22 protein-coding genes, 1 tRNA gene and 1 other RNA gene are annotated in these 25,587 nt (G+C 60.3%); 6 read left to right on the forward strand and 18 right to left on the reverse strand.

What is annotated here, in order from left to right; genetic code table 11:
• Positions 1 to 2: 2 nt before the first annotated feature.
• Genes bcsA through bcsR form a run of 3 tightly spaced genes read right to left on the reverse strand, consistent with a single transcriptional unit; the run spans position 3 to position 3,538 of the window.
• A complete protein-coding gene (bcsA, locus tag ACJ8IJ_RS20800) occupies positions 3 to 2,606 on the reverse strand; it encodes a UDP-forming cellulose synthase catalytic subunit (RefSeq protein WP_442518883.1) in 2,604 nt (867 codons plus the stop codon).
• The gene (gene bcsQ, locus ACJ8IJ_RS20805; protein WP_015376240.1) at positions 2,603 to 3,343 is read right to left on the reverse strand and encodes a cellulose biosynthesis protein BcsQ; all 741 of its coding nucleotides are present in this window, start codon (positions 3,341 to 3,343) and stop codon (positions 2,603 to 2,605) included. Before bcsQ ends, bcsA begins: the two co-directional genes overlap by 4 nt.
• Before the next feature lie 3 nt (positions 3,344 to 3,346).
• Positions 3,347 to 3,538: a cellulose biosynthesis protein BcsR gene (bcsR, locus tag ACJ8IJ_RS20810; RefSeq protein ID WP_004934148.1), complete on the reverse strand. Its 192-nt coding sequence runs from the start codon at positions 3,536 to 3,538 to the stop codon at positions 3,347 to 3,349.
• A 189-nt stretch (positions 3,539 to 3,727) separates the two neighbouring features.
• Between bcsR and bcsE the strand changes: the two genes are divergently transcribed.
• Genes bcsE through bcsG form a run of 3 tightly spaced genes read left to right on the forward strand, consistent with a single transcriptional unit; the run spans position 3,728 to position 7,138 of the window.
• A complete protein-coding gene (gene bcsE / locus ACJ8IJ_RS20815; RefSeq protein ID WP_049187646.1) occupies positions 3,728 to 5,296 on the forward strand; it encodes a cellulose biosynthesis protein BcsE in 1,569 nt (522 codons plus the stop codon).
• Positions 5,283 to 5,486, forward strand: coding sequence for a cellulose biosynthesis protein BcsF (gene bcsF / locus ACJ8IJ_RS20820; protein ID WP_004934139.1), 204 nt, complete (start codon positions 5,283 to 5,285; stop codon positions 5,484 to 5,486). The genes bcsE and bcsF overlap by 14 nt, the downstream gene beginning before the upstream one ends.
• Positions 5,483 to 7,138, forward strand: coding sequence for a cellulose biosynthesis protein BcsG (gene bcsG / locus ACJ8IJ_RS20825; protein WP_197753738.1), 1,656 nt, complete (start codon positions 5,483 to 5,485; stop codon positions 7,136 to 7,138). The genes bcsF and bcsG overlap by 4 nt, the downstream gene beginning before the upstream one ends.
• 296 nt (positions 7,139 to 7,434) lie before the next feature.
• Here bcsG and dppF read toward each other — a convergent pair whose 3' ends face one another.
• From dppF to ACJ8IJ_RS20855, 6 genes are all read right to left on the reverse strand, one after another.
• Complete coding sequence (gene dppF, locus ACJ8IJ_RS20830; protein WP_004934133.1) at positions 7,435 to 8,424, reverse strand: dipeptide ABC transporter ATP-binding subunit DppF; 990 nt, start codon at positions 8,422 to 8,424, stop codon at positions 7,435 to 7,437.
• Positions 8,421 to 9,401 carry a dipeptide ABC transporter ATP-binding protein gene (gene dppD, locus ACJ8IJ_RS20835; RefSeq protein ID WP_275095317.1) on the reverse strand — a complete coding sequence of 327 codons (981 nt, stop codon included), beginning with the start codon at positions 9,399 to 9,401 and terminating at the stop codon, positions 8,421 to 8,423. Before dppD ends, dppF begins: the two co-directional genes overlap by 4 nt.
• Before the next feature lie 15 nt (positions 9,402 to 9,416).
• The gene (gene dppC, locus ACJ8IJ_RS20840; RefSeq protein WP_004934130.1) at positions 9,417 to 10,319 is read right to left on the reverse strand and encodes a dipeptide ABC transporter permease DppC; all 903 of its coding nucleotides are present in this window, start codon (positions 10,317 to 10,319) and stop codon (positions 9,417 to 9,419) included.
• A gap of 11 nt (positions 10,320 to 10,330) precedes the next feature.
• On the reverse strand, positions 10,331 to 11,350 hold the full coding sequence (dppB, locus tag ACJ8IJ_RS20845) for a dipeptide ABC transporter permease DppB (RefSeq protein ID WP_004934128.1): 1,020 nt from the start codon (positions 11,348 to 11,350) through the stop codon (positions 10,331 to 10,333).
• 170 nt (positions 11,351 to 11,520) lie between these two features.
• Entirely contained in the window at positions 11,521 to 13,128 is a 1,608-nt protein-coding gene (gene dppA / locus ACJ8IJ_RS20850) for a dipeptide ABC transporter periplasmic-binding protein DppA (RefSeq protein ID WP_004934126.1), read from the reverse strand.
• Between the two features lie 601 nt (positions 13,129 to 13,729).
• Positions 13,730 to 15,421 carry a glycosyl hydrolase family 18 protein gene (locus ACJ8IJ_RS20855; protein ID WP_442518882.1) on the reverse strand — a complete coding sequence of 564 codons (1,692 nt, stop codon included), beginning with the start codon at positions 15,419 to 15,421 and terminating at the stop codon, positions 13,730 to 13,732.
• 397 nt (positions 15,422 to 15,818) lie between these two features.
• Here ACJ8IJ_RS20855 and ACJ8IJ_RS20860 point away from each other — a divergent pair, with 397 nt between their 5' ends.
• Together ACJ8IJ_RS20860 and ACJ8IJ_RS20865 are read left to right on the forward strand one after the other, a co-directional pair.
• Positions 15,819 to 16,106, forward strand: coding sequence for a toxin-antitoxin system TumE family protein (locus tag ACJ8IJ_RS20860; protein WP_015376234.1), 288 nt, complete (start codon positions 15,819 to 15,821; stop codon positions 16,104 to 16,106).
• Positions 16,106 to 16,453 (forward strand): HVO_A0114 family putative DNA-binding protein, encoded by a 348-nt coding sequence (locus ACJ8IJ_RS20865; RefSeq protein ID WP_048326526.1) that lies wholly within the window; start codon positions 16,106 to 16,108, stop codon positions 16,451 to 16,453. Before ACJ8IJ_RS20860 ends, ACJ8IJ_RS20865 begins: the two co-directional genes overlap by 1 nt.
• Positions 16,454 to 16,500: 47 nt before the next feature.
• Here the strand turns inward: ACJ8IJ_RS20865 and ACJ8IJ_RS20870 are convergent.
• The 8 genes from ACJ8IJ_RS20870 to ACJ8IJ_RS20905 form a co-directional block, all read right to left on the reverse strand.
• Positions 16,501 to 16,629, reverse strand: a non-coding RNA gene (locus tag ACJ8IJ_RS20870) — RtT sRNA.
• 35 nt (positions 16,630 to 16,664) lie between these two features.
• Positions 16,665 to 16,741: transfer RNA gene (locus ACJ8IJ_RS20875), tRNA-Pro, on the reverse strand.
• 120 nt (positions 16,742 to 16,861) lie between these two features.
• A complete protein-coding gene (locus tag ACJ8IJ_RS20880; protein ID WP_048326523.1) occupies positions 16,862 to 18,193 on the reverse strand; it encodes an MFS transporter in 1,332 nt (443 codons plus the stop codon).
• A 96-nt stretch (positions 18,194 to 18,289) separates the two neighbouring features.
• Positions 18,290 to 19,834, reverse strand: a complete 1,545-nt coding sequence (uhpB, locus tag ACJ8IJ_RS20885) for a signal transduction histidine-protein kinase/phosphatase UhpB (RefSeq protein WP_004934119.1) — start codon at positions 19,832 to 19,834, stop codon at positions 18,290 to 18,292.
• On the reverse strand, positions 19,831 to 20,421 hold the full coding sequence (gene uhpA / locus ACJ8IJ_RS20890; protein WP_004934117.1) for a transcriptional regulator UhpA: 591 nt from the start codon (positions 20,419 to 20,421) through the stop codon (positions 19,831 to 19,833). The genes uhpB and uhpA overlap by 4 nt, the downstream gene beginning before the upstream one ends.
• A 123-nt stretch (positions 20,422 to 20,544) precedes the next feature.
• Complete coding sequence (gene eptB, locus ACJ8IJ_RS20895) at positions 20,545 to 22,239, reverse strand: kdo(2)-lipid A phosphoethanolamine 7''-transferase (RefSeq protein ID WP_442518881.1); 1,695 nt, start codon at positions 22,237 to 22,239, stop codon at positions 20,545 to 20,547.
• Between the two features lie 225 nt (positions 22,240 to 22,464).
• Positions 22,465 to 22,890 carry an organic hydroperoxide resistance protein gene (locus tag ACJ8IJ_RS20900; RefSeq protein ID WP_004934114.1) on the reverse strand — a complete coding sequence of 142 codons (426 nt, stop codon included), beginning with the start codon at positions 22,888 to 22,890 and terminating at the stop codon, positions 22,465 to 22,467.
• A gap of 160 nt (positions 22,891 to 23,050) precedes the next feature.
• Entirely contained in the window at positions 23,051 to 23,515 is a 465-nt protein-coding gene (locus tag ACJ8IJ_RS20905; protein ID WP_004934111.1) for a MarR family winged helix-turn-helix transcriptional regulator, read from the reverse strand.
• Between the two features lie 97 nt (positions 23,516 to 23,612).
• On the opposite strand from ACJ8IJ_RS20905, the gene ACJ8IJ_RS20910 reads away from it, so the two are divergent.
• Positions 23,613 to 24,212: an HD domain-containing protein gene (locus ACJ8IJ_RS20910; RefSeq protein ID WP_015376230.1), complete on the forward strand. Its 600-nt coding sequence runs from the start codon at positions 23,613 to 23,615 to the stop codon at positions 24,210 to 24,212.
• Here the strand turns inward: ACJ8IJ_RS20910 and ACJ8IJ_RS20915 are convergent, their stop codons facing one another.
• The gene (locus ACJ8IJ_RS20915; RefSeq protein WP_422067169.1) at positions 24,213 to 25,583 is read right to left on the reverse strand and encodes a carbohydrate porin; all 1,371 of its coding nucleotides are present in this window, start codon (positions 25,581 to 25,583) and stop codon (positions 24,213 to 24,215) included.
• Between the last annotated feature and the right edge of the window lie 4 nt (positions 25,584 to 25,587).

Here is a 25,587-nt window from a genome sequence, read left to right on the forward strand (position 1 = left end):
AGCTAACCCACTGTTTCTTGTTGACCCAAGGTCGGATCCCTGCCGACGCCGCGCGGAATAAACGACACTACCCAGGCGGTCAGCGAAGTGACCCCGACCAGCAGGCCGCGCACCAGCGGCGGCGCGTAGTCCGCCATGCGCACATAGCCGCGGAAGCCCAACGCCAGCACGTCGCGCAGGCTTTCGATCGGCCGGTCTTCAGGGAACCCGTCCTGCCACAGCGCCCAGGTATCGGCGCGGGCGAAGGTGCACTGAATGAAATCGATGTGTTCACGGGTGGAGAGACTGACCAGACGCACCCCCACCTTGTTGCCGAAGGCGCGCGTCACCACACAGGGGAAGCTGTGCTCCTGCTGGCCACGCTTGAGCAACAGCGAGGCCTTGTCGCCGTCTTTCAACGCGTTTTCCACCCGCATCTCAATGCCCACGCCGCCGTCGGAGTAATCGCGCAGCGTGCAGGGGTAGAGGTGGCCATCGGCACGCGCGATCGCCGCCGGCATGGCGATCTCCACGCGGTGCGCCTGGCGCACCTGCTTGGCCTCCACCGCCACCGCCACCGCGCCGCCGAGAATGGTCATGTTGTACAGCACCCACACCAGGCTGATGATCACCGTCATCACCTCGTCCGTCGGGCCATAGGCCAGCCGCCAGGCGCCGAACGCCAGCCCAGCCAGGTTAAGCACCACCAGGAACATGTAAGGCCGGGTGATCACCCAGTCGACGTGCTCCTCCTCCACCAGCCCGCCCTTGGCGGTCACGTTGAATTTGCCCTTGTGCGGATTGAACAGCGCCACCGTTGTCGGCCGCGCGATATACCAGGCCAGCACCGTTTCATAGATTTCGCTCCAGAACGAATGGCGGTATTTCCCCTGGATGCGCGAGTTGGTCAGGCTGGCGTGGATCATGTGCGGCAGCACATAAAGCGCGATCGCCAGCGCCGGCGCGAAGATGATGTAGGCATGCAGCAGTAAAAACGCCAGCGGCGCGGTGAGGAAGATCAGGCGCGGAATGCCCGACAGGAAGTGCAGCATGGCGTTGGCGTAGCACAGACGCTGCGCCAGTTTCAGCCCTTTGCCCAGCAGCGGGTTGTCGAGCCGGAAGATCTGCACCATGCCGCGCGCCCAGCGAATGCGCTGGCCGATGTGCGCCGACAGGCTTTCGGTCGCCAGCCCGGCGGCCTGCGGAATGCGGATATAGGCCGAGGTGTGCCCGCGCCGGTGCAAACGCAGCGAGGTATGGGCGTCTTCGGTGACGGTTTCCACCGCAATGCCGCCGATCTCGTCCAGCGCGCTGCGGCGCAGGATGGCGCAAGAGCCGCAGAAGAAGGTGGCGTCCCACATGTCGTTGCCGTCCTGCACCAGCCCGTAGAACAAAGTGCCTTCGTTGGGCGTCTGGCGGAAGCGGCCGAGGTTGCGTTCGAACGGATCCGGCGAGAAGAAGTGGTGCGGGGTCTGCAGCATCGCCAGCTTTTTGTCTTTGAAGAACCAGCCCATGGTCAGCTGCAGGAAGGAGCGCGTCGGCACGTGGTCGCAGTCGAAAATCGCCACGAACTCGCCGGTGGCCTGCTTCAGCGCATTGTTGATGTTGCCGGCCTTGGCGTGTTCGTGGGTCGGCCTGGCGATGTATTTCACCCCCACTTCGGCGGCGAACGCCCGGAATTCGGGGCGATTGCCGTCGTCGAGGATATAGATGTTCACTTTCTCTTTCGGCCAGTCGATGCCCAACGCCGCATAGAGGGTGGGCTTCACCACCCCGAGATCTTCGTTGTAGGTCGGCACCATCAGATCGATGGTCGGCCAGGTGGCGCTGTCTTCGGGCAACGGCACCGGCTGGCGGTTAAGCGGCCAGATGGTCTGGAAATAGCCCAGCACCAGCACCACCCAGGCGTAGGTTTCCGCCACCAGCAGCAACAGGCCGCACACCAGGCTGAGCGGATCGTCCCAGTTCAGCGTGGCGGTATAACGCCACCACAGGTAACGACAGGACACGGTCAGCGACAGCACGATCAGCATCAGCGCAGGCAAACGCCCCGGCACCCGGCGCACCACCATCGCGATCCCCCACAGCAGCACGACGAACACGAACTGCGCCGACAGATCGAACGGCTGCGAAATGCACAGTATGGCGAGGATCGCCGCCAGCACGCCGACCAGAATAAACAGCGCGCGCCGCATGCCGCGGTTCATGCGGCCGAGGCGCTCTACCGAACGCTGTTCCACGCCGGCGTTTTTCAGCCGTTGCGGCAGGCTCTGCAGCCAGTCGGCATAGCGCTGCTGCAGCCGCCGCCACCCGGCGAAATAGTCGCGCGGCACCGGCGCGCGACCGCTGCGAAACAGCAGCAGCCACAGGCCCTGCAGCAGATAGCGCAGCGCATCCGCCGGGCGCGGGCGTTCGGCGGACAGATGCGGGAACCAGTAAGCGCGGCCGACGCGCACGCGCTGCCAGGCCGGTGACTCGAAGCGCAGCAGCATCCACCCCAGCGCCACCAGCAGCGTGGCGAAAAAGGCGGTCAGCGCCGACGCGCCGTTGCGGCGATAGCCGCGGTAGCGCGCCTGCACCGCCTGACGCACCGGCGGTACCAGCAGCAGGCTCAGCACCCGGCTCATGGCGCAACGCCCCGTTTGAGGTTGATCAGGCACCAGTTGGCCAACGTCAGCACTTCATCCGCCGCCAGGCTCTCGGGGCGATACTCGCCCAACGGCTGTTTGACCGCCAGCGCTTCCGCCAACGCTTCGTCGCGGTGGATCACCACCGGCAGCAGGCCGCTCAGGGTTTGCAGCCACAGCTGATGCAGATCCTGCTGCAGCTGGCTGGCGGAGGAGTAGTGATTGACCAGGAAACGGCAGTCATTCGGCAGCGTCTGTTGATGGAGCCGCACCTGACAGTTGGCATCGGGGTTCAACAGCACGAACACGCTGTCGGCAAGCTGCAGCGCCTGCTGCGCCAGCACGCCGTCCCCGACCGGGACATCCAGCAGGATCCAGCGCTGCGGATCGCCGGCGATCAGTTGGCGCAGGTTGTCGCGCCAGCGTTCCGGCTGTTGCCGACACTGGTGCTGCACTTCCAGCCGTTCCGCCCCATTCAGGCGGCCAAAAGGCAGAAAGTCGAGGTTTTCACAATAACGCAGCGCGCCTTCCTGCCAAACGCCGCCATCCCGCTCCGCGCGGGCCCAGCCGCGCGCCAGCTCGAACGGGGTGTTGAAATGCAAGCGCAGCAGATTATCCGGCGTGAAGTCGATCGCCAGCACCGACTCGCCCAGCTGCTGCAACGCCCAGGCGAGCGCCGCCGTGACCGAGGTCGTCCCCATTCCACCCCGCAACCCTTGCAGCGCGAGCACCGGCATAGATCAGTGGCTCCCCGTGGTCTGCGCCAATTCGGCCAACAGTGGCCAGCGCGTCATCATTTGCGTTAACCGCTCCTGCCGCGAAATATCGACATAGCGTAATTTCGGCAATGAAAAAGCCTGGCTGAGCGCCTGCAGGTCATCCTGGCTCTCCCCAGGCGCCGCTGCACGAAAATGGGTGGGTGCGTTATTCATTCTTCCGCCTTGGCGAAAATAGGCTATGTTAATTAACTATAGCAACGATACAAAAAGAGAGAGGCAATAAGATGATTCTCAACAAATATTGTTGAAGAGCGTCGGAGATTTGTTATTGCCAGCGTAAAAATGGCTATCTTTAAATATAAACGCCTTTAGTCGGCTTTCAACGAAAGTAGAACACATCCTATGGCGCACTCTTTTTCTCTAGGCATTCGGCAGATTTGGGAAGAGCTGTCGGTGATGCAGGCCCCCGGGCTTTATTGGATCAATATCGACAGGCAAAGCGACGCCGCGCTGCTGTGTCGCCAGGTCATCGCCGCTCAACCGGCCACCCACAAAGCCGCCCTGATCTGCAGCGGCGACAAACCCGAGCGCCTGCTGGCCGAGCTGGCTGCGCCCGCGTTGCAAAAGCTGCCGCTGTATCAATTACCGGAGAAAAAAGCCGCGCTGACACAGTTGAACGACGATCTGATGCGCGCCCTGCGGCCGCAAAATCGCTTACTTATCCTGCTGGCCCACGCCAGCCTGTGGCAAACCTTCACCACCGAAGAGCTGCGCGAGTGGACGCGCACCCTCGCCGCCTGGCTGCGGCGGCAGGGCTGTACGCTGTTGATCCTCAGCCACGGCGGCGGCATCAATAAGCTCAAAGGGCAGCTCAGCGCACAGCACCGCATCCTGAACGGCCTGTCCAGCCTGCAATGGCAGCAGGACAGCGCGCAATACCTGGTGAACTGGTGGAGCACCGAAAACGGCATCAACGCCAACCAGCTGCTGACCTTGTATGCGGCGGAAGGCGGCTGGCAGGGCGAGGATGAAAATAGCCAACCTTCCCCCACCGCCTTACGCAGCGACGAAAGCCAGTATCTGGCCGAGCGCAGCATCCTGGAAGGCGCGCCGCCGCTGTCCGCCAACTGGCAACTGCTGGAGAGCAACGACGAACTGGCGCAGCACGGCATGCTGAGACTCTCGGCGACGTTGATTTTCGCGTTGTATCAAAGCGACCAAATCGATCATCTGGCGCACCAGATCCACACCCTGCGCCGCAGCCGCGGCAACGGCCTGAAAATCGCGGTGCGCGAGATGAGCGCCAGCCTGCGCTACAGCGACGAACGGCTGCTGCTGGCCTGCGGCGCCAACCTGATCGTGCCGCACGTCGCGCCGCTGTCGCGTTTTCTGACCATGCTCGAGGGCATCCAGGGGCAGCGCTTCTCACGGCATGTGCCCGCCGACATCGATGCGCTGCTGGCCGGGCTGCGTCCGCTGCAGCTCAAAGGCTACATGCGGCCGGAAGCGTTCAGCCAAGCGGTGCTTTCGCTGATGGGCAACACGCTGCTGCCCGAGGACGGCAAAGGCGTGATGGTAGCGCTGCGCCCGGCCACCGGCCTGCGCGCCGAACAGGCGATGACCCTGTGCCACCTGCGGCGGTTCGGCGACGTGATGACCGTGGTGCAGGGGCGGCTGGTGCTGTTCCTTTCCACCTGCCGCATCAACGATCTGGATACTGCGCTGAAGTTCATCTTCCGCCTGCCGGTGGATGAAGCCTTCAGCAACCGGGTGGTGTGGCATCAGGACGTCGATATCATTTCGGAAATCAAACGCATGGCCCAGGGGCGCTGGCAGATTTCGGCCACCGGCACCGCCGGTGCCGCGCCGCGCCCCCGCGTGGCGGCGGCCGAGGTGCCCGCGGAACGGCGGCAGCCGGTCGCCTTCACGCTGCCGCTTGGCCCGCAGGAGGAACCGCATGCTGAACCTTAACGACATCGTGCAACTGATCCTGCTGTGCGCGCTGATCTTCATTCCGCTGGGCTACGCCTTTCACCGGCGTTTTCCGCATTTGCGTCAATACTGGCAAAACCTGTTGTTATCGCCGCGCTATTTGAAATCCGCCGGTTTATGGGTGCGCACAGGCTCCTCATCTCAGATTAAACGTAAGAAGCAGCCATGAATCCAAACTCGAAGACGCAATCCGATAACGCTCTGTGGCGCTACTGGCGCGGGCTGGGCGGCTGGAACCTCTACTTTCTGGCCAAATTCGCCCTGCTGTGGTTCGGCTACCTGAATTTCCACGCGCTGCCGAACCTGGTGTTCATGGCGTTTCTGCTGATGCCGATCCCTTCGCAACGCCTGCATCGCTGGCGCCATTACCTCGCTATCCCGATCGGCATCGCGCTGTTCTACCATGACACCTGGCTGCCGGGCATCAACAGCATCCTCAGCCAGGGCTCGCAGCTGGCCGGCTTCAGCGCCCAGTATCTGCTGGAGCTGATCAACCGCTTTATCAACTGGCAGATGATCGGCGCGGCCTTCGTGCTGTTTATCGCCTACCTGTTCGTCGCACAGTGGGTGCGCGTCACGGTGTTCACCGTGGCGGCGCTGGCGTGGCTCAATATCGTCAACATCGCCGGGCCGGCGGTTTCACTGCTGCCCGCCACTTCCACGGCTGCCGCCGGCGGCGCCAATACCCCGGCCACATCAGCGCCGGCGGCGGGGGGCGCTGCGCCGGCAGACAGCCTGCCGCCGACCAGCGCCAACCTGACGGCCTACCTGAACCAGTTCTACGAGAGGGAAAAAGGCCGCGCCACCGCGTTCCCGGCCACTTTGCCCGCCGACGCCCAACCGTTCGATCTGCTGGTGATCAACATCTGTTCGCTAGCCTGGGCCGATATGGAGGCGGTCAACCTGCAGAATCATCCGCTGTGGTCGAAGATGGACATCATGTTCGACAGCTTCAACTCGGCCACCGCCTACAGCGGCCCGGCCTCGATACGGTTGCTGCGCGCCAGCTGCGGCCAGCTTTCGCATCATGATTTGTACCAGCCGGTGAACCAGCAGTGTTACCTGTTCGACAACCTGGCGAAGCTCGGCTTCAAGCAACAGCTGATGCTCGATCACTCCGGAGTGTTCGGCAACTACCTGAAAGAGCTGCGTGAACAGGGCGACATGCAGGCGCCGTTAATGTCGCAGGCCGGCATCGGCAACGAGCTGACGTCGTTCGACGGTGAGCCGATTTATAACGATCTGGAATTGCTGACCCGCTGGCTGGATCAGCAGCAAAAAGCCGGAGACGCCCGCACCGCCACCTTCCTCAACGTCATCCCGCTGCACGACGGCAACCGCTTCGTCGGCTCCAACAAGAGCGCCGACTATCAGCCGCGCGCGCAGAAGCTGTTCGATCAGCTGAACACCTTCCTCGATCAGCTGGAAAAATCCGGCCGCAAAGTGGTGGTGGTGATCGTGCCGGAGCACGGCGCGGCGTTGGTGGGTGACAAGATGCAGATGTCCGGCCTGCGCGATATTCCCAGCCCGAACATCACCCATACGCCGGTCGGCATCAAACTGGTGGGCATGAAGGCGCCGCATCAGGGCAGCCCGCTGCAGATCAAAACGCCGAGCAGCTATCTGGCGCTGTCGGAGCTGGTATCACGTCTGGTGGACGGCAAGGTCTTCAGCGAATCCAGCGTCGACTGGCAGGCGCTGACCCAGGGGCTGCCGCAGACCCCGGTCATCTCCGAAAACGACAACGCCATCGTGATGCAATATCAGGGGAAACCTTACATTCGCCTGAACGGCGGCGACTGGGTGCCTTATCCGCAATAAGCGCGCCCTCATCAACCTAAAGCGCGCCACCGGCGCGTTTTTTTTTGGGCTTTTATAATAAAAATGGTGAAGCCGATAGGCCGATATAATGTTATTAACAACAACCCGTTGAATTCCATAATTCTATTATTATTTTCATGCGAAGATTCTTAGAAAAATAACTCTTATCAGAACTTAATTAGGGAGGTAATTAAAATGGCGGACTGTGGTAGTTTTCTACTTATTAACCCTTTGATTAAGTAATAAAAAACGCCGGCGTGATGCCGGCGTGAATTTAAGCGATGACGTTCGACGCTTTACGTCCCCGGATGTTCGTCCTGATCGACCGCAAAGCAGGCCACCATCTGCTCACCGTACTGTTTTAGCTGCGGCTGCAGCTGCACGCAGGTGCCGAAAGCGCGGCGGCAGCGGGCATTGAACGCACAGCCCGGCGGCGGATTCATCGGGCTGGGCAGTTCGCCGGTCAGCTTGATGCGCTCGCGGCGCATATCCGGGTTCAACCGTGGCGTCGCCGACAGCAGCGCCTGGGTGTACGGATGGCGCGGGTTGTTGAAGATCGCCTCTTTGCTGCCCTTTTCCACGCAGCGGCCGAGGTACATCACCATCACCTCGTCGGCGATGTGTTCCACCACCGACAGATCGTGCGAGATGAACACATAGGACAGCCCCAGCTCCTGCTGCAGATCCATCATCAGATTCAGCACCTGCGCGCGCACCGACACGTCCAATGCCGACACCGGTTCATCGGCGATCACCACATCCGGATTCAACATCAGCCCGCGGGCGATAGCGATACGCTGGCGCTGGCCGCCGGAGAACATGTGCGGGTAGCGGTCATAATGCTCGGTCTTCAGGCCGACCTTCGCCATCATCTCCAGCGCTTTTTCCCGCCGTTCGGCGGCGCTGAGCGACGTGTTGATCAACAGCGGCTCCTCGAGGATCTGTCCGACCTTCTTGCGCGGGTTGAGCGATCCGTAAGGATTCTGGAACACGATTTGGATCTTCTGGCGCCGCAGTTTCTCGGCCGAGACGTCCGGCTTCAGCAGATCCTGCCCCTGGTAATACAGCTCGCCGCCGGTCGGCACTTCAATCATCGTCAGCAGACGGCCGAGCGTTGATTTGCCGCAGCCCGACTCACCGACCACCGCCAGCGTTTTGCCGCGCTCCAGGGTGAAGGACACGCCGTCGAGCGCCTTGACCAGCCGCTCCGGCGCGAACAGGCCCTTTTTCACCGGGTAATGCTTCTTCAGGTCAATCGCCTGCAGTAAAGGTTGATTCTGGCTCATACGGTCGGCCTCCCCGCATCATCCAGCGGTGTGTGACATTTAACCTGACGGCCGGGAATGCTGCGCAGTTCCGGCTCCTCGTTACGGCAGCGTTCGTTGGCATACGGACAACGCGGGTTGAGCAGGCAACCGGCCGGGCGATCGTATTTGCCCGGCACCACGCCCGGCAGCGAAGCCAGCCGCGCCTTGTCGGCGGCGAACTCCGGCAGCGCGCGCAGCAGCGCCTGGGTGTACGGGTGGCGCGGCGCGCGGAAAATCTCCGCCGCCTTGCCGGATTCCACCACCTGGCCGGCGTACATCACGATGATGTGATGCGCCGCTTCCGCCACCAGCGCCAGATCGTGAGTGATCAGCAGCAGCGCCATGTTTTCGCGCTGTTGCAGGTCCAGCAACAGTTCGATGATCTGCGCCTGGATAGTCACATCGAGCGCGGTCGTCGGCTCGTCGGCGATCAGCAGCTTCGGCCGACAGGCGATGGCCATGGCGATCATCACGCGCTGGCTCATGCCGCCGGAAAGCTGGTGCGGGTATACGTCCAGCCGCGAGGCCGGATCGGGAATGCCCACCTGCGTCAGCAGGTCGATAGCGCGCTGACGGCGGGTGCGGCGGTTGCCGCCCTGATGCACCTTCAGCGCCTCCATGATCTGGTAACCGACGGTATAGCACGGGTTCAGGCTGGTCATCGGATCCTGGAAGATCATCGCCACTTCGGAGCCCACCAGCTGGCGGCGCTCTTTTTCGGAGATCTTGCGCAGATCCTGGCCGTTGAACTCCAGCTTGTCGGCCATCACCTTGCCGGGGAAATCGATCAGGCCCATGATCGCCAGCGAGCTGACGGATTTTCCGGAGCCGGATTCACCGACGATGCCGACCACCTGACCTTGCTCCACGCTGTAACTGATGCGGTCTACCGCGCGGAACGGGGTGCCTTCGTCACCGAAGTGCACCGAAAGCTTGTCTACATTCAATAACGCCATCTCTCTCGTCCTCTGTTACTGCTTGAGTTTGGGGTCGAGAGCGTCACGCAAACCGTCCCCCATCAGGTTAAATGCCAGCACCGTCAGCAGGATCGCCAGGCCGGGGAAGGTCACCACCCACCAGGCGCTTTGCGCGAACTGCAGCACGTCGGAGAGCATGGTGCCCCACTCCGGCGTCGGCGGCTGCGCACCCATGCCCAGAAAGCCGAGAGCGGCCATGTCCAGAATGGCGTTCGAGAAACCGAGAGAAGCCTGCACGATCAAAGGCGCCAGGCAGTTAGGCAGAATATTGACGAACATCTGGCGCAGCGCGCCGGCGCCCGCCACCCGCGAAGCGGTGACGTAGTCGCGGTTGACCTCCACCAGCACCGCCGCGCGCGTCAGACGTACATAGTGCGGCAGGGCGACGAAGGTCAGCGCCAGCGAGGCGTTGACGATCGACGGCCCGAATACCGCCACCAGCACCAGCGCCAGCAACAGGCTCGGCAGAGCCAGCATGATGTCGACGATGCGCATGATAATCGCGTCCACCACGCCGCCGAAGTAACCGGCCAGCAGGCCGAATATCACGCCCATGATCAGCGACAGCACCACCACCAGACAGCCGACCAACAGCGACAGCCGTGCACCGTACATCAGGCGCGACAGCACGTCGCGGCCCACGTCGTCGGTGCCGAGGATATATTGCCAACTGCCGCCTTCTTGCCACACCGGCGGCTTGAGCAGCGCGTCGCGGAACTGGTCCGCCGGCGCATGCGGCGCCAGCACGCCGGCGCCGAGCGCGATCACCAGCATCAGAACGATATACACCAGGCCGACCACGGCCCCTTTATTGCGCTTGAAATAGTGCCAAAACTCCTGAAACGGGGTCATCGGCTTCGGCGCACCTTTAACTGCAGACTCAGTGATTTGAGACATGAGAGCGCCCCTTATTTCTTGTGGCGAATACGCGGGTTGACCACGCCGTAGAGCACGTCTACCAGCAGGTTAACCAGAATGATCATACAGGCGACCAGCAATACCCCGCCCTGCACCACCGGGTAATCGCGGCGCTGCAGCGCGTCGATCAGCCAGCGGCCCAGCCCCGGCCAGGAGAAGATGGTTTCCGTCAGAATAGCGCCGGCCAGCATGGTGCCGACCTGCAGCCCGATCACCGTCACCACCGGCAGCAGCGCGTTGCGCAGCGCGTGGACGACGATCACTCGCATGCGGCTCACGCCCTTGGCGCGCGCGGTGCGGATATAGTCTTCGCCCAACACTTCCAGCATCGAGGAACGGGTCATGCGCACGATCACCGCCAGCGGGATGGTGCCCAGTACGATGGCCGGCAGGATCATGTGCATCACCGCGTCGACGAAGTCGCCAGGCTCGCCCCAGATCAGGGTGTCTATCAGCATGAAGCCGGTCAGCGGCTGGCTGTCGTCGAGGAATACCGTGTCGCTGATGCGCCCCGACACCGGCGTCAGGTTAAGCTGCACCGACACCAGCATGATCAGCATCATGCCCCACCAGAAAATCGGCATCGAATAGCCGGTCAGCGAGATGCCCACCGCGGTGTGATCGAAGACCGAACCGCGTTTGACCGCCGCCAGCACCCCGACCGGGATGCCCACCAGCACCGCGAACAGCATCGCGCAGAAACCCAGCTCCAGCGTGGCCTGGAAGCGCGGAACGAACTCGCTCCAGACGGAGATGCGGCTTTTGAGTGAGGTGCCCAGATCGCCGTGCAGCACGTTGGACACGTAGGAGAAATATTGTTGATAGAGCGGCTTGTCCAGCCCCATTTCCGCCATCAGCTGCGCGTGGCGCTCGGCGGAGATACCGCGTTCCCCGGCCATGATGGTCACCGGGTCGCCGGGGATCATATGGACGAATGCAAAAGTCAGCAACGTAATGCCGATAAACGTTGGGATAACTAACCCCAAACGTCGGAGTATGAACTGCAACATATCCCGAACTCTCTGTATCAATGCCCGGCAGCTCATCGTCCGCCAGGCTTATTAACGCTCACATGCCTTTGAACGATTCGACGGCCATACGCCGGAGACTGGTCAGCAGAGGCGCAAACCTGTTGCGCCCCTGCAAGTCCATTCGTGCGTCTCCGGTAAAGCGGTCGAAATCAGTCTACAGAGACATTCTCGAAGTGATGCTTACCGAGCGGATCCACGACGTAGCCTTTCACTTCCTTACGCACAGGCTCGTACACGGTGGAGTGTGCGACAATCAGCGCCGGAGCCTGATCGTGCATCACCACCTGCGCCTGTTTGTACAGTTCGATACGCTTGTCGTGGTTGGATTCGGCGCGCGCCGGTTGAATCAGATCTTCAAACGGCTTGTAGCACCAGCGGGAGTAGTTGGAGCCGTCTTTCGCCGCTGCGCAGCTGAACAGCGTGGCGAAGAAGTTGTCCGGATCCCCGTTGTCGCCGGTCCAGCCCATCATCACCGTCTGGTGCTCGCCCGCTTTGGCGCGCTTGAGGTATTCACCCCACTCATAGGTCACGATTTTGGCTTTCACGCCGATCTTGGCCCAGTCGGCCTGGATCATTTCCGCCATGCGGCGCGCGTTCGGGTTGTAAGGACGCTGTACCGGCATCGCCCACAGATCGATGCTGAAACCGTCGGCCATGCCCGCTTCTTTCAGCAGCTCTTTCGCCTTGGCCGGATCGTAAGCGTAATCCTGCACCGCGTCGTTATAGCCCCACATGGTCGGCGGGATCAGGTTCTTGGCCGCCTGGCCCGCGCCCTGATAAACCGCGTCGATGATCGCCTGCTTGTTGACCGCCATGGTCAACGCCTGACGCACCTTCAGGTTATCCAGCGGCTTTTTCTCGACGTTGAACGACAGGTAACCCACGTTCAGGCCCGGCTGTTCCATCAGGTTGATGGACTTGTCCTGCTTCATGCGGGCGATATCGGCCGGGTTCGGATACGGCATCACCTGGCATTCGTTTTTCTGCAGTTTGGCGTAGCGCACGGAGGCGTCAGGCGTGATGGAAAACACCAGGCGATCGATCTTCGGCTTGGTGCCCCAGAAACCGTCGAACGCCTTGTACAGGATCTTGGAGTCTTTCTGGTATTGCAGCAGCTGGAATGGGCCGGTGCCGATCGGGTTCAGATCGACTTTCTCCGGCGTGCCGGCTTTCATCATCACGTCAGCGTATTCGGCGGACAGAATGGACGCGAAGTCCATGCCCAGGTCAGCCAGGAACGGCGCCTCCGGGCGGTTCAGCACGAAGCGCACGGTGTTGTCGTCCACTTTTTCGATCTTGGCGATCAGCTTCGGCATGTCCATGCCTTCAAAGTATTCGTAACTGCCGCCGGACACTTTGTGATAGGCGTTGTTCGCATCCAACTGGCGTTCAAAGGAGAACACCACGTCGTCGGCGTTGAAATCGCGCGTCGGTTTGAAGTCCTTGCTGCTCTGCCACTTCACGCCTTTGCGCAGGTGGAAGGTGTAGGTTTTGCCGTCTTCGCTGACGTCCCACTTCTCAGCCAGGCCCGGCTGCAGCTCGGTGGTGCCGGTCTTGAATTCGACCAGCCGGTTGTAGATTGGTACCGAGCTGGCGTCATAGGTGGTGCCGGAGGTAAACAGCTGCGGGTTGAACCCTTCCGGGGAACCTTCAGAACAGTAAACCAACGTCTTGGCCTGTACGCTGGCCGCCACGGTCAGCGCGATCAGCCCAATACCGAATTTCAGAATCCCCGATTTACCCAAGGAACGTGTCATCGTTAGTGCTCCATTGTGTGATGTGATGTGTGTAATTGCCGCCAGACCTGTATTTTTTATTGCGTGGCCTGTGCGATCGGCGCCCGAAGGCAGAAGGCGTACGAGGAGAGAATGCCGGATGGAACGCATCGCGGCGGGGACGTCTGAGCGCGTGGAATTCACTCAAACAACTCTCGCTCTTACCCCTGAGGCTATCAAGTTGCCAACTGTTTGGGGTGTCGTCAATATAACCAGTGGGGATTTACGCAGACTGTGAGAAACAGCAAACAAACATAAAAAAAACCTTTTGTTAACAGTTCCAGCATGAAAATTTATGCTAAGCGGCCATTTTTAGCGCATTGGTCTGACCCTCACAAACTTACTGGTTTTTAACTCCGTTAAAAAACGCCAAAACTTTGTTGCTGAATGATGAATATCTGAACGGTTATTTTTGTGATCGCCGTTAAAGACAGGAGGAAATGCTGAAGGATTACCCAAAAGGGTGAGTCCGATGAGCGCGTTTTGCACCGGGCAGGCCCACAATCTGTGCGGCGTAAAAAAACTTTCGGCGGCGAAAAAGCCGGGGGCGAAAGGATATCCCCCGGCAACGCACTGCAACCGATTATTGAACGCCGGTGCTGTTGCCCAGGCTGGCGTTCATGCTGTTGAGAATATCGCCGTTGTCCGCGTCGATCTCCCAGGAGAACAGGCCGCCCAGCTGCTTATCCAGCACGTACTTGCCTTTGGCCTGCACCGAGCGGGCATCGTCGAAGGTGATCAGATCGCCGGTGGAAGGTTTGAACACGTATGGCGCTTCTGCCGTGGCGTCGTAGGTATACTGCCACTCGCCGCTCATGAACTGGCCGGCGATTTGGCGGTAGTCCACGATGCCGTTCTCCCAGGTGCCTTTGACCGGCCCGGTGGCGGTACCGGTGAACGGAATGTTGTTCTGGTAGCCGTTCACCCCGGTCCAGCCGCGGCCATACATGGCGGTGCCGACCACGATCTTGCCCGGCTTGACGCCCTGCGCCAGCAGCGCATTGACGCCGTTCACCGTGGTGTAAGCGGTGTCCGGCTTCCAGGCCGGCGCATTCAGCGCGGTCTGATGCCCCAGGTTCTTCAGATCGAAGGCGCCATAGAAGTCGTAGCTCATCAGGAAGATGTGATCCATCGAGTTCTGCGCAACGTTGTAAGCCACCTTGTCGATCTTGTCCTTGCCGGCGCTGATGGCGGAGGTCAGTTCATATTTGCGGCCGGTTTCCGCCGACAGCTGATCCAGCATCGCCCGCAGCTCCTTCATCAGCAGCACATAGGTTTCCCCGTCCTGCGGGCTGCCCAGGTTCGGGTTGGCGCCTTTGCCGCCCGGGAACTCCCAGTCGATATCCACGCCATCGAAGAACTTCCAGGTCTGCAGGAACTCTTTCACCGAACCGACGAAGCGATCGCGCTTCACCTTATCGCCCATGAAGAAGAACGGGTCGGACAGCGTCCAGCCGCCGATCGACGGCAGAATTTTCAGGTCAGGATGCGCCTGTTTCAGCGCCATCAGCTGGCCGAAGTTGCCCTTGTAGGGGTCATCCCAGGCGGTAACGCCCTTCTGCGCTTTTTGCAGCGCGGCGAACGGATCGTGAATCGAGACTTTGAAGTCCTCGCGGCCCTGGCAGGAGCGCTGCAGCGCCTGGAAGCTGCCTTCAATCTCTTTCAGGCTGTCGTTGATGCCGTTGCCGCCGCAGATCGGGATAAAGCCGTACAGCAGGTGGGTCAGGTTCTGCGCCGGGATCTTGTCGACGGTGAAATTGCGCCCGTAAACGCCCCACTCGACGAAATAAGAACCCACCACTTTGCCGGAGTTCTGTTTATATGGTTTATTCTTTTCCAGCAGCGGCTCTTTCAACGGCGCCAAATGGCTGCCGTCGGTGTCGGCCACCACAATTTCGGTGGCATCGCTGGCGCTACAGCCGTCGGCATTGCACAATGCCACCTGCATTTGATAACGGCCGCCTTTATTGACTTTAAAATTCGCCGTACCGGAAGATCCGGTTGACGGGCCGCTCCACGCCTCTTTGCCATTTAATAAAACTTTTGCCGTCGTACCGGTGTCGCCATTCCATAAATTCCAGGAGACCGAAACATCGGCGGCATTTTTTACCTTCACCAAATTATTATAAGCGGTAGCCGCCTGGTCAACTTCAACGATGGCGAACTTGGTATTGCCCCAGGCGATGGTCGGCTTGCCCGGCGCGGCGGCCTGCGCCGCGGAACACAGCGTGCTGCCGATCAACAGCGCCAACAGCGGTTTATTAAATTTGCGCATAACTGATTCCTTTATTCCGAGAGGATAAACATAAAAGAGTTAATCGTCGCGATGCATTGCCGATGCGAAAAAATTCCGCAATAATCCACGAAGATTAAAATCAATAAACAGCAACAACGTCTTTCCACGTGGCGGAATAATCATTCCCACCGCGTACATTCAGACTATAAATAAAAAAGGCGTGAAAACAAGAGCGCTATCAACGGGGTTTTATTCAGCAAGCGTGAATTTATTTTAATATAAATAAAAGAAAGCACGACAAATAAGGATAGTGAATTTTTTATTAAGGAAAGATAAATATTTATCAGGATTGCACCACACTCTGCAGTCAGGGTGTTGTCATTATTGACAACACCCTGACTGTGTTGGTACTGTGAACAACACTTAAGGAAAGAGCATGCCTTCGCAGCTAATCTACCAAGACAGGATACCCTTGACGCCTGCCGCATTTGCGCAGCTCGTCATTTGGCGGGTGGTGCCGCCCGTCAAGGCCAGCGGCCACAGTTATAAATACCGATTTGCTTATGTAAAAGACGGCATTTGTCGACTGCGCTATGACAATGAAGCGGGTAAAGGCGATCACAAACATATCGATGGAAAAGAGGAGCCGCTTAATTTCACGACCATTGATGCCTTGCTCGACAGTTTCTGGCGCGAGGTTATGCTGCTCACAGAGGAGTCATGATGAATACAGTCACCATTCGAGTCGCTTCCGTCGAAGAAATGAAACTCGCACTGAAGGAAGCCGCAACAGGCCATCAAAGCGCTCAAGGGCATTACATCACATTCCTGGATTGGGAGAGTCTGTGGAAAGCCTTATCACCCAAGAAAATGCATATCTTGCATACCATGACCGGCGCTGGCGAACTTTCCATTCGGGAAGTCGCGCGCCGAGTGAAACGCGATGTGAAAGCGGTGCATACCGATCTGCAGTCGCTGTTAGGTTGCGGCATCGTCGACAGAGGTGAACAAGGCGTGATTTTCCCCTATGACGAAATCCATTTTGACTTCGTAGTAGGCAAAGCCGCCTGAACGACCAGCGAAAAAAAACCTGCTTTAAAAGCAGGTTTTTCGAATGGTGGTCGGCGAGAGAGGATTACGCGCATCGTTGATGCGCGCCCTGCGGGCCGTTGCTAAAGCAACGTTGTCTCGCTTCGCGAGGCTCGAACCTCCTGCGGAGGTACTCATCCTCATAAACTGCAGACGAAAAAAAACCTGCTTTAAAAGCAGGTTTTTCAAATGGTGGTCGGCGAGAGAGGATTCGAACCTCCGACCCACTGGTCCCAAACCAGTTGCGCTACCAAGCTGCGCTACTCGCCGATGCGGGGCGCATCTTACTGCTGGCGGTTATAGGCGTCAATCACTTTTTTGCCCCTGCATTTCAAGTGGTGATAAAAGCGCCATAATACGCTGCGCCGGGGGCTGCGCAGCGTATTTTACTCAGGCGTTGGCCGGTTTCAGCGCCGGCGTCTGCGCGCGCAGGAATGGCAGCAGGAACAGCGCCGACAGGCAGGCGGCGATGGAAATCACCACGAAGAAGCCGTTCCAGTGCCAGATCTCCATCACCCGCGCGATCGGGTAGCCGGACAGCGCCGCGCCCAGGTAGGCGAACAGGCCGACGAAACCGGTCGCGGCGCCCGCCGCATCCTTGTGCGAGCACTCCGCCGCCGCCATGCCGATCAGCATCTGCGGACCGAAGATAAAGAAGCCGATGGCGAAGAAACAGCAGGCCTGCAGCAGGTAAGTCACGCCCGGCATCAGCCACAGCGCCGCCACCGACAGGAAGATACCGATAGCGAAGATCAGGTTCATCGGGCCGCGGTTGCCGCGGAACAGCTTGTCGGAACCCCAACCGGCCACCAGCGAACCGATAAAGCCACCCACTTCAAACAGCGAGATAGCCGAGTTGGCGGTCATCAGCGAATAGCCCTTTTCCTGCGTCAGGTAGAGGTTGCCCCAGTCGTTGATCGCGGTACGCACGATGTACACCAGCACATAAGAGACCGCCAGCAGCCAGATGTACTTGTTGGTCAGCACGTAGCGCTTGATGATCTCGCGGTTGCTCAGCCCCTGGCCTTCCGATTCCTGCACCAGCTCCATGGCGTCGTTGCGCCATTTGCCGACGCTCGGCAGCCCCAGGGAGGATGGCTTGTCACGCAGGCGCCAGCACATCAGCAGGCCGAGCACCACGCCGATGATGCCGGGAATGATCATGCCGTAACGCCAGCTGAAGTGCAGCGAGATAAAGCCGACCAACAGCGGGATCAGCGCGCCGCCGACGTTGTGCGAGGTGTTCCAGATCGCCCACCAGCTGCCGCGCTCGGAGCGCGAATACCAGCTGGTGAGGATTTTGGAGCACGGCGGCCAACCCCAGCCCTGGAAGAAGGCGTTGAGGATCCACAGCGTGCCCAGCATCATCAACGACGAGCTGAGACCGAAGAAGATATTCAGCACCCCGGTCATGATCAGGCCCAGCCCCATAAAGTAACGCGGGTTGGAGCGATCGCTGATCATGCCGGAAATGAATTTCGAGCAGCCGTAGGTGATGTAGAACAGCGTGCCGAGGATGCCGACGTCGGACATCGTCAGACCCAGATCGCTCAGCATCGCCGGCATGATGAAGTTGAAGCTTTTGCGCGTGAAGTAAAACGCGGCATAACCGATGTACATGGTGCACATCAGCTGAATGCGCCAGTATTTGTAGCTGGCGTCGATCTGCCGTTGATCGGTGACCTGCGGCGCATCCGGGCGGCTTTTAAGGAAAGACCACATGTGGAACCTCAGAGGATTGAATTAAAGTGCCGCTATGATGCTCCTCGCGCGCGCAGGGGGCTTACGCCGGATTCTCGAGGCGGTTAGGAGTTTTTCCTAGTTTTGCGTTTGCGCCGGTGAAACTGTGGGCAAGATCACACTCAAACAGGCGCCCCGCTCAGCGGTGAACCGCAGGCTGCCGCCGAGGGCGCTGATGCGCTCCTGCATGCCGCGCAGGCCGTACCCCGGCTGATGGTTTTCCGCATCGAAGCCCACGCCGTTGTCGCGGATGGTCAGGGCGATCTGCGGCGCGGCGCCTTTGCGCGGCTGCAGGCGCGCATCCAGCTCCAGGCGACTGGCGCCGGCGTGGCGGCACACATTGGTCACCCCTTCCTGACACACCCGGTACAGCGTGATTTTCAGCGTTTCATCCAGCAGCTCGTCGGGCACCTGCCACTGCATGCTGCTCACCAGCGACGCGTCCTGCGGCAGCGACTCCCGCAGCATCGCCGCCACCGCCGCCGACAGCGGCAGGTTGTTTAGCGCCGCCGGCCACAGCTGGGTCAGCACATCGTGCACCCCGTCGTAGACCCGCAGCGCCAACGCATCGATGGTGTCGGCGCAGCCGATCACCGCCGGTTCCGGCGCCAGACGCTTGACGATGCTGGCCTGAGTGCGGATCACGGTGATGGTCTGCCCCACTTCATCGTGCAGCTCGCGCGCCACCTCGCGCCGGGTTTGCTCCTCCGCCGTCACCAGCGCCCGCGCCAGCTGCCGATTCTCCGCCAGCCGCAGCCGCAGTTGCTGATTCAGCTCGCGCTGGCGCTGAATGCCGGCGCCCAGCAGCAGCCCGGTCAGGCTTTGGGCCAGCAGCGACAGCAGCAGATCGCGGTGCGACTCCGGCTGCGGCGGCTCGTTGACCATCAGCGCCACGCCGTTGAGCAGCGTCGCCAACAGCGCGCCCTGCCAGCCATAGCGATAAGACATGAACACGATGGGGATCGCCAGGCAGAACGGCGCGAAACGGCGCAGCTCGGCGGCGTTAACCTGCTGCTGCAGCCAGATGCTGAACGCAAACAGCAGCAGATAGCTGGCCAGGTGGCCCAGACGCAGCTCCACCGGCTTGTGGATCAGCCCCGGCTCCAGCGGCACCCAGATTTGGCGCGCCAGATAGTGCCACAACAGCAGGCAGGTTGGCGCGATGGTGAAACCACCGGTCAGGCCGAGCAGCAGCGCGCGGGCGCCTTCGCCGCTCACCAGCTGCCATACCAACGCCTGCAGCAAGGCGGCGATGGCGACCACCGCGCCCTGCAACAGCGGCCAGCGCCATTCGCTGTCGCTCTGCTGATGGCGCAACAGCCACGGCGAGGCCAGCAGGCTGAGCAGCACCGTCAACACCAGCACCGCCACCGACGCCCACAGCGCCGGGCCGTAGCCGAACTGATCCGCCAGCAACGCCATCAGCAGCAGGTCAGCCAGCAGGATCCCCGGCCAGAAACGGTACGGGCTCTGCAGCAAAATGCCCATGCGCAGGCCGAACGGAAACAGCAGCAGCGCCTGCCAGGGGGGGTCGATCAGCGCGGTGCCGATGCCCCACAGGCAAAACGCGCTGGCGGCGTAGATGAAAAACAGCGCCAGCTGGGTGATCAGGCGCTGCGTCACAGGTTCAGCATCCGTCTGGCCAGTTCGACGTTGTTGTTGATGCCCAGCTTGGCGAACAGGTTGGCGCGGTGCACATGCACCGTTTTCGGCGACAGCCCCAAGGCAGCGGCGATCTCACGCACCTCCTGGCCCTGCGCCAGCAATAGCGCGATCTCGCGCTCGCGGCGGGTCAACGGATCGACCCTCACCCGCGCCAGCTGCTGCGCGATTTCCGGCATCAGGTAGACGCCGCCGCCGGCGACGGTGCGCACCGCGGTGATCAGATCTTCCGGCTTGCAGCGCTTGGAGAGAAAGCCGCTGGCGCCGCGTTCCAGCGCCATTTCCACCAGCGCCGGGTTATCGTGCATCGACAGCATCACCACGCGGATGCCGGAGGGAATGTCCGCCAGCAGATCCAGCCCGCTGCCGTCCGGCATCGAAATGTCGCAAATGCAGATTTCCGCCTCCAGCCCCGGCAGGCCGGCGCGCGCCTGTGCCGCGCTGCTGAACTCGCCCACCACCTGAATATCGGCCTCCAGTGACAGCAGTTGCACAAAGCCCGAACGCACAATGTCATGATCGTCGATAAACGCCACGCGCAGGGTCATGGAAATCTCCGGTTAGCAGGGGAAGTGCGCAAGTATACCGTATGCGCACACCGGAATAATTGATGAAGAGAATGTATTAGGTGAAATTACCGGGTGCGCAAGGCAGGCACCCGGCGGGAGGGATCACAGGCGGGCAGGCGCCGTTTTATCCTGCGGCAGATGGCACCAGTTGTTTTTATCCACGATGCCGCCATCAGGAGAGGTGTAGCCGAGGCAGCCGAGGATGGTGTCAAACAGCTCGACGTGGCGATGCGTTTTGCCGATGCGCTGCTGCGCCTGCAGCTGCTCAAAAGCGCTGAGGTGCTGCGGGTTTTCGAGGAACTTGTCCGACGCCCACACGATCATCGGCACGCGGAACTGCTCCGGCGGCGCCATTTCGCGCGGCGTGCCGTGCAGGTGCGTATTCTCGCCGATCGATTCGCCGTGATCGGCGGCATAGAACACGATGGCCTTCTTGTCCCGCACCTGGTCGATCACATCACTGATAAAGCTGTCGGTATACAGCACCGTATTGTCGAACGCATTGATCAGCTGCGCCTTGGTGCAGGAATCGTCCACCCCCATGCACTCCGGCTGATAACGCGCATAGCTGCGCGGATAACGCTGCGAGTACAGGTAGTGCGAGCCTTTGGTATGCAGGATCACCAGGTGCTTGCCCTTCGGATAGCGCGCCAGCGACTCCTTCATTTCGTCCACCAGCAGCATATCGTCGACCGCCTTGCCGTCGTTGCGCTTCTCGGACGCGATCATCTCGCGGAACGAATAGTTGTTCACCTCGGTGTTGTTGTAGAACCACACCTCGCTCTGCATGGCGAACAGCTCGGAAGAGAAGCCCAGATCCTTCAGCACCGCGAACACGTTCTGCTCTTTCAGCGTGCGCTGCGGATTGTCTTCGGTGCCGCCTTCACGCACGAACATGCAGCGCAGCGACAGCTTGGTGGCGGTATCGCACGACTCGCCGCGGAACGCCACCAGATTCTTCTCTTTAGACAGCCGCGGCGTGGTATCGCGCTCGTAGCCCAGCATGCCCATGTGATCCCAACGCGTGGTCTCGCCGATGATGAACACCACGTAAGTGTCGTCGATGTCCGCCGGCGGTACGTAGGTGAAGTGTTTGCCCGGATCGAACATCGTGCTCTGATCCTGGCTTTCGTCATAGCGGGTGTAAGCAAACAGCCCCAGCGCCGACAGCCAGTTGGACGGCAGATACGAGTGCGCCACCACGCCGCCGTAGCTCGGCAAATCGACGTTGGAAAGCTTCTCTTGCACGCTCTGCTCGTCGTCCAGCATGCGCAGCGGCAGCCAGACCAGCGCCACCACCGCCAGCAATACCAGCAGCGGCTTGATGCGATGACCAGGGGTTTTCAGCTGCTCTATCAGGGTATAGCGCAGGTTGTTTTTCCAGATCAACAGCAGCGGCAAGGCGCTGAGCGCCACCATCCACAGCACGAAGTGCAGGCCAACCACCTCTTTCGACAGATCGATATCGGTGGTCATCACCGACACCACGATGCCGTAGCCGATCACCACATTGAAAAACGTCATGTAGTAGCTGGCGGCAACCGAAATCAACACCAGCAGCGAGGCGACGATGCGATAAAACAGCCGGCCGCCGAGCGATACCAGCCGCATAATGAAGAACGTAAACAGGACGATAGCGATGACTTCCGTCACCGCCGAAATAAGCTTAATTCCCTGAATGCCGTGCGCCAGCGAATCAAAACGGCGATAGAAAACGGACAGGTTTAGAAAGATGCCGATATAGATCGCTAACAATAACGATAAATTCTGCTGTGATAGCGATTTAACTTTGTTCATGTAACGCGGTGGCTCCGGGGACGGTGTAGCGGTTCTGACTCAGTCAGACACTGATTGCGGCTTCTGGTTCAGCCAACCGGCAATAAGCGTTATTTTGCGGGTAATAATCAAGAGAATTCTCACAAAACGGACAAAATTTACCGTTTTTTTGAGCGGTTTTCAGACAGGGCACGCAAGAAAATGGAGGGATAAACCCTCCATTTTTTCCAGATATCGGCAAAAATCTTACTTAACGTTCAGAGTTACATCGATATTTCCACGGGTGGCGTTGGAGTATGGGCACACCACATGCGCCTTTTTCACCAGATCTTCCGCCACGCTGCGCTCGATGCCCGGCAGCGAGATATCCAGCTGCACTTCGATGCCGAAGCCATTCGGGATTTCACCGATGCCGACGGTGCCGTCGATCTTGGCTTCGGCCGGAATTTTGACCTTTTCTTTCGCCGCGACAAACTTCAACGCGCCGAGGAAGCAGGCCGAGTAACCGGCGGCGAACAGCTGTTCGGGGTTGGTGACTTCGCCGCCGGCGCCGCCCATCTCTTTCGGCACGCCCAGTTTCACGTCCAACACGCCGTCGGAGGAGGTCGCACGGCCGTCGCGGCCGCCGGTTGCGGTGGCGTGAGCGCGGTAAACCACTTTCTCAATAGACATCGTTCATTCCTTCTTGCTGGTTGGCGAGATGACTACGGCTTCCACGAGGTAAAGCCGGTCACATATTTATCTTTTGCGATTAAATCGCGCACTACTTATTTTTGACACTTATTAACCAGTGTAGACCACCCCTGCCGTTCTTGCGTCCGGCGCTGGAGGATCAAATCTGATCGATCAGGCTGCCGCGCAGCTTTTCCAACTGCTGTTTGAGCGAGACGATCTCGTCCAGGCTGCAGTCGGTGGCGCACATCACCGCCTCGGGCACCGATTGCGCCCGCTCACGCAGCGCGCGGCCGGCTTCGGTGAGGGCAATGATCACCTGCCGCTCGTCGGTGGTGGCGCGATAGCGCACCAGCAAACCGGCGGTTTCCAGCCGCTTCAGCAGCGGCGTCAGCGTGGCGGAATCGAGGAACAGCCGCTCGCCGATATCCGATACCGTCACCCGATCGCGCTCCCACAGCACCATCATCACCAGGTATTGCGGGTAGGTGAGTTCGAGCTGATTCAACAGCTTGCGGTAGACTTTGTGCAGCGCCAGGTTGGCGGAGTACAGCGCGAAACAGAGCTGCTGATCGAGCTGCAGCAGGTTCTTCGCGTTGGGTTGTGCGGTATCGGTGCTTTTCATGTTTGTGAATATAGATAGTGCACGATGTAATCGCAAGCTATTTCTTGTGAGGTATGCTACCTTTTTTTCATGCAGAGGATGCTCGGAGGGAAAGGAAATGACGAATACGCTTGCAGAACGCGCGCGCCGCTACGCCACCAAGGCGCATGCGGCCATCGATCAGCGCCGCAAATACACCGACGATCCGTACATCGTCCACCCACAGGCGGTGATGGAGCTGGTGCGCAGCGTGCCGCACACCGAAGAGATGCTGGCGGCCGCCTGGCTGCATGACACGGTGGAAGATACGCCCACCACCCTCGGCGATATCGAAAGCCACTTTGGGCCAAAAGTGGCGGAACTGGTGCGGATGTTGACCAACGTCAGCCGCGCCGAGGACGGCAACCGCTTCGAGCGTAAAAACCGCGATCGGCGCCACAGCGCCGGCGCGTCGCCGCAGGCCAAAACCATCAAGCTGGCGGATCTGATCGACAACACCCGCTCGCTGCTGGACTACGACAGCCACTTCGCCCAAACCTATCTGATCGAGAAACAGCGCCTGCTGGAAGTGCTGACCGAAGGCGACCCGACGCTGTGGCGCCAGGCCAGCCATATCGTCGAACAGGGGCTGCTCAGATTGCAGCAGCCGCCGCACAACGTGCCGGCCAGCTGGTTTGAGCACGCCCGCCGGCGCTACCGCGAGAGCGACGCGGCCTGATCAGAAGGTCACCACCGTTTTCAACGCCGTCACCCAGGCGTCCTGCGTCTCGCTGACGCCCGCCGGGTGATGCCAGTATTGCAGGCCCGGCTGCAGCTGCAGCCACGGCGTGACGTTAACGCGATAATAGAGCTCCGCCGTCACCGAGTGGCCCGGCACCGGCCGATAGTTCGGATCGTGATAATCGCTGATGCCGCTCATCTGGTTGAGATAACGCTGATTGTCTTTGTAGCGGTCGCTCAGCTTCACCACCGAGACGCCGAGCCCCAGCCAGTCGTCCGGCCGCGCATCGAACAGCCCGCGATAGCGGATGCCGGTCGAGGTAGACCAATGCAGGTAGTTGCTGCGCTGATCTCCCAGCCCCAGGCTGTAAAACACGCTCAGACCGCGGTTGACGTCGTCCGCATGGCGCGTCACCTGCTGGTTGAAACCGGTATACAGGAACCAGGTGCGATCGTGGCTGCGATAGCCCTGCGGATCGCTGGCGCCCGGCCCGCCGGACACCCCTTCATAAAGATCGCTCTGGCGCGCGTTGGTGAACAGCACGCCCAGGTTATACACCCCCGGCAGCTGGTTGACGGCGTGGGTTTTCAGCTCCAGCTCCATCGGCAGCAGAAAGCCTTTGCTGCCCTTGGTGGACCAGCTCCAGGCGTGGCTGCGGCTGGGGGCGCTCGGGTTCTGTTCCATCACGCCGCCCTTGAGCGTCAGGCCGTCGGTCAGTTTGTATTGCAGCGTCGTGCCCCAGTAATGCACGTTCCAGTTGTACCAGGTCAACGAGTTGGCGGACTTGCCGCCGCACAGCGTCAGCGTCTGAAAATCGCAGGGGATGATCTGATCGAAATCCTGCACCTTGTTCATCATGCCGATGCGCCACTGCAGCCGGCGATCGAGGAAGGAGCGGCTGAAGGTCAACCAACCCAGCCGGGTAATCGACTGCCCGCCAAAGCTCTCCTGCGACAGATCGGTCAGGCCGACGCGCGGATCCTGCAGGCGATCGCGGGTCAGGTTGTTGTCATGGTTGCGGTTGACGATATTGCCTTCGATCGCCGCGTCCGGAATGCCGGTCAGCGCCTGCAAATCCTGGCTGAAGGTCAGCGAAAACTGGTCGATATACGACGCCTGTTTATCGCGGTTGTAACCGCCACCGGCGTTATACGACAGCTGGCTGAGGTAGCCGAGATTATAGTGGAAGCCGTGATCCTCCAGGATCGGCCTGATCCCCAGCATATCCCCCAACAGCCCGGGCTGCGGCGGCTCAAAGCCGAGCGCCACTCCTTCCCATTTGGCGGTGGGGGCTTCGACGTCCTTGCCGGTTTGCAGCGTTTCCGCCTGCGCCTGGCTACAAAGCAGCGCCAGCGCCGCCAGGGTCATGGAA

It is taken from the genome of Serratia sp. CY40230, assembly GCF_052168835.1.
GTDB classification, from domain to species: Bacteria; Pseudomonadota; Gammaproteobacteria; order Enterobacterales; family Enterobacteriaceae; genus Serratia; species Serratia nematodiphila.

Bases quoted from the DNA above. Each gene is read 5' to 3' on its own strand.
- bcsA (WP_442518883.1), bottom strand. From the start codon at position 2,606: ATGAGCCGGGTGCTGAGCCTGCTGCTGGTACCGCCGGTGCGTCAGGCG.
- bcsQ (WP_015376240.1), bottom strand. From the start codon at position 3,343: ATGCCGGTGCTCGCGCTGCAAGGGTTGCGGGGTGGAATGGGGACGACC.
- bcsR (WP_004934148.1), bottom strand. From the start codon at position 3,538: ATGAATAACGCACCCACCCATTTTCGTGCAGCGGCGCCTGGGGAGAGC.
- bcsE (WP_049187646.1), top strand. From the start codon at position 3,728: ATGGCGCACTCTTTTTCTCTAGGCATTCGGCAGATTTGGGAAGAGCTG.
- bcsF (WP_004934139.1), top strand. From the start codon at position 5,283: ATGCTGAACCTTAACGACATCGTGCAACTGATCCTGCTGTGCGCGCTG.
- bcsG (WP_197753738.1), top strand. From the start codon at position 5,483: ATGAATCCAAACTCGAAGACGCAATCCGATAACGCTCTGTGGCGCTAC.
- dppF (WP_004934133.1), bottom strand. From the start codon at position 8,424: ATGAGCCAGAATCAACCTTTACTGCAGGCGATTGACCTGAAGAAGCAT.
- dppD (WP_275095317.1), bottom strand. From the start codon at position 9,401: ATGGCGTTATTGAATGTAGACAAGCTTTCGGTGCACTTCGGTGACGAA.
- dppC (WP_004934130.1), bottom strand. From the start codon at position 10,319: ATGTCTCAAATCACTGAGTCTGCAGTTAAAGGTGCGCCGAAGCCGATG.
- dppB (WP_004934128.1), bottom strand. From the start codon at position 11,350: ATGTTGCAGTTCATACTCCGACGTTTGGGGTTAGTTATCCCAACGTTT.
- dppA (WP_004934126.1), bottom strand. From the start codon at position 13,128: ATGACACGTTCCTTGGGTAAATCGGGGATTCTGAAATTCGGTATTGGG.
- ACJ8IJ_RS20855 (WP_442518882.1), bottom strand. From the start codon at position 15,421: ATGCGCAAATTTAATAAACCGCTGTTGGCGCTGTTGATCGGCAGCACG.
- ACJ8IJ_RS20860 (WP_015376234.1), top strand. From the start codon at position 15,819: ATGCCTTCGCAGCTAATCTACCAAGACAGGATACCCTTGACGCCTGCC.
- ACJ8IJ_RS20865 (WP_048326526.1), top strand. From the start codon at position 16,106: ATGAATACAGTCACCATTCGAGTCGCTTCCGTCGAAGAAATGAAACTC.
- ACJ8IJ_RS20880 (WP_048326523.1), bottom strand. From the start codon at position 18,193: ATGTGGTCTTTCCTTAAAAGCCGCCCGGATGCGCCGCAGGTCACCGAT.
- uhpA (WP_004934117.1), bottom strand. From the start codon at position 20,421: ATGACCCTGCGCGTGGCGTTTATCGACGATCATGACATTGTGCGTTCG.
- eptB (WP_442518881.1), bottom strand. From the start codon at position 22,239: ATGAACAAAGTTAAATCGCTATCACAGCAGAATTTATCGTTATTGTTA.
- ACJ8IJ_RS20900 (WP_004934114.1), bottom strand. From the start codon at position 22,890: ATGTCTATTGAGAAAGTGGTTTACCGCGCTCACGCCACCGCAACCGGC.
- ACJ8IJ_RS20905 (WP_004934111.1), bottom strand. From the start codon at position 23,515: ATGAAAAGCACCGATACCGCACAACCCAACGCGAAGAACCTGCTGCAG.
- ACJ8IJ_RS20910 (WP_015376230.1), top strand. From the start codon at position 23,613: ATGACGAATACGCTTGCAGAACGCGCGCGCCGCTACGCCACCAAGGCG.
- ACJ8IJ_RS20915 (WP_422067169.1), bottom strand. From the start codon at position 25,583: ATGACCCTGGCGGCGCTGGCGCTGCTTTGTAGCCAGGCGCAGGCGGAA.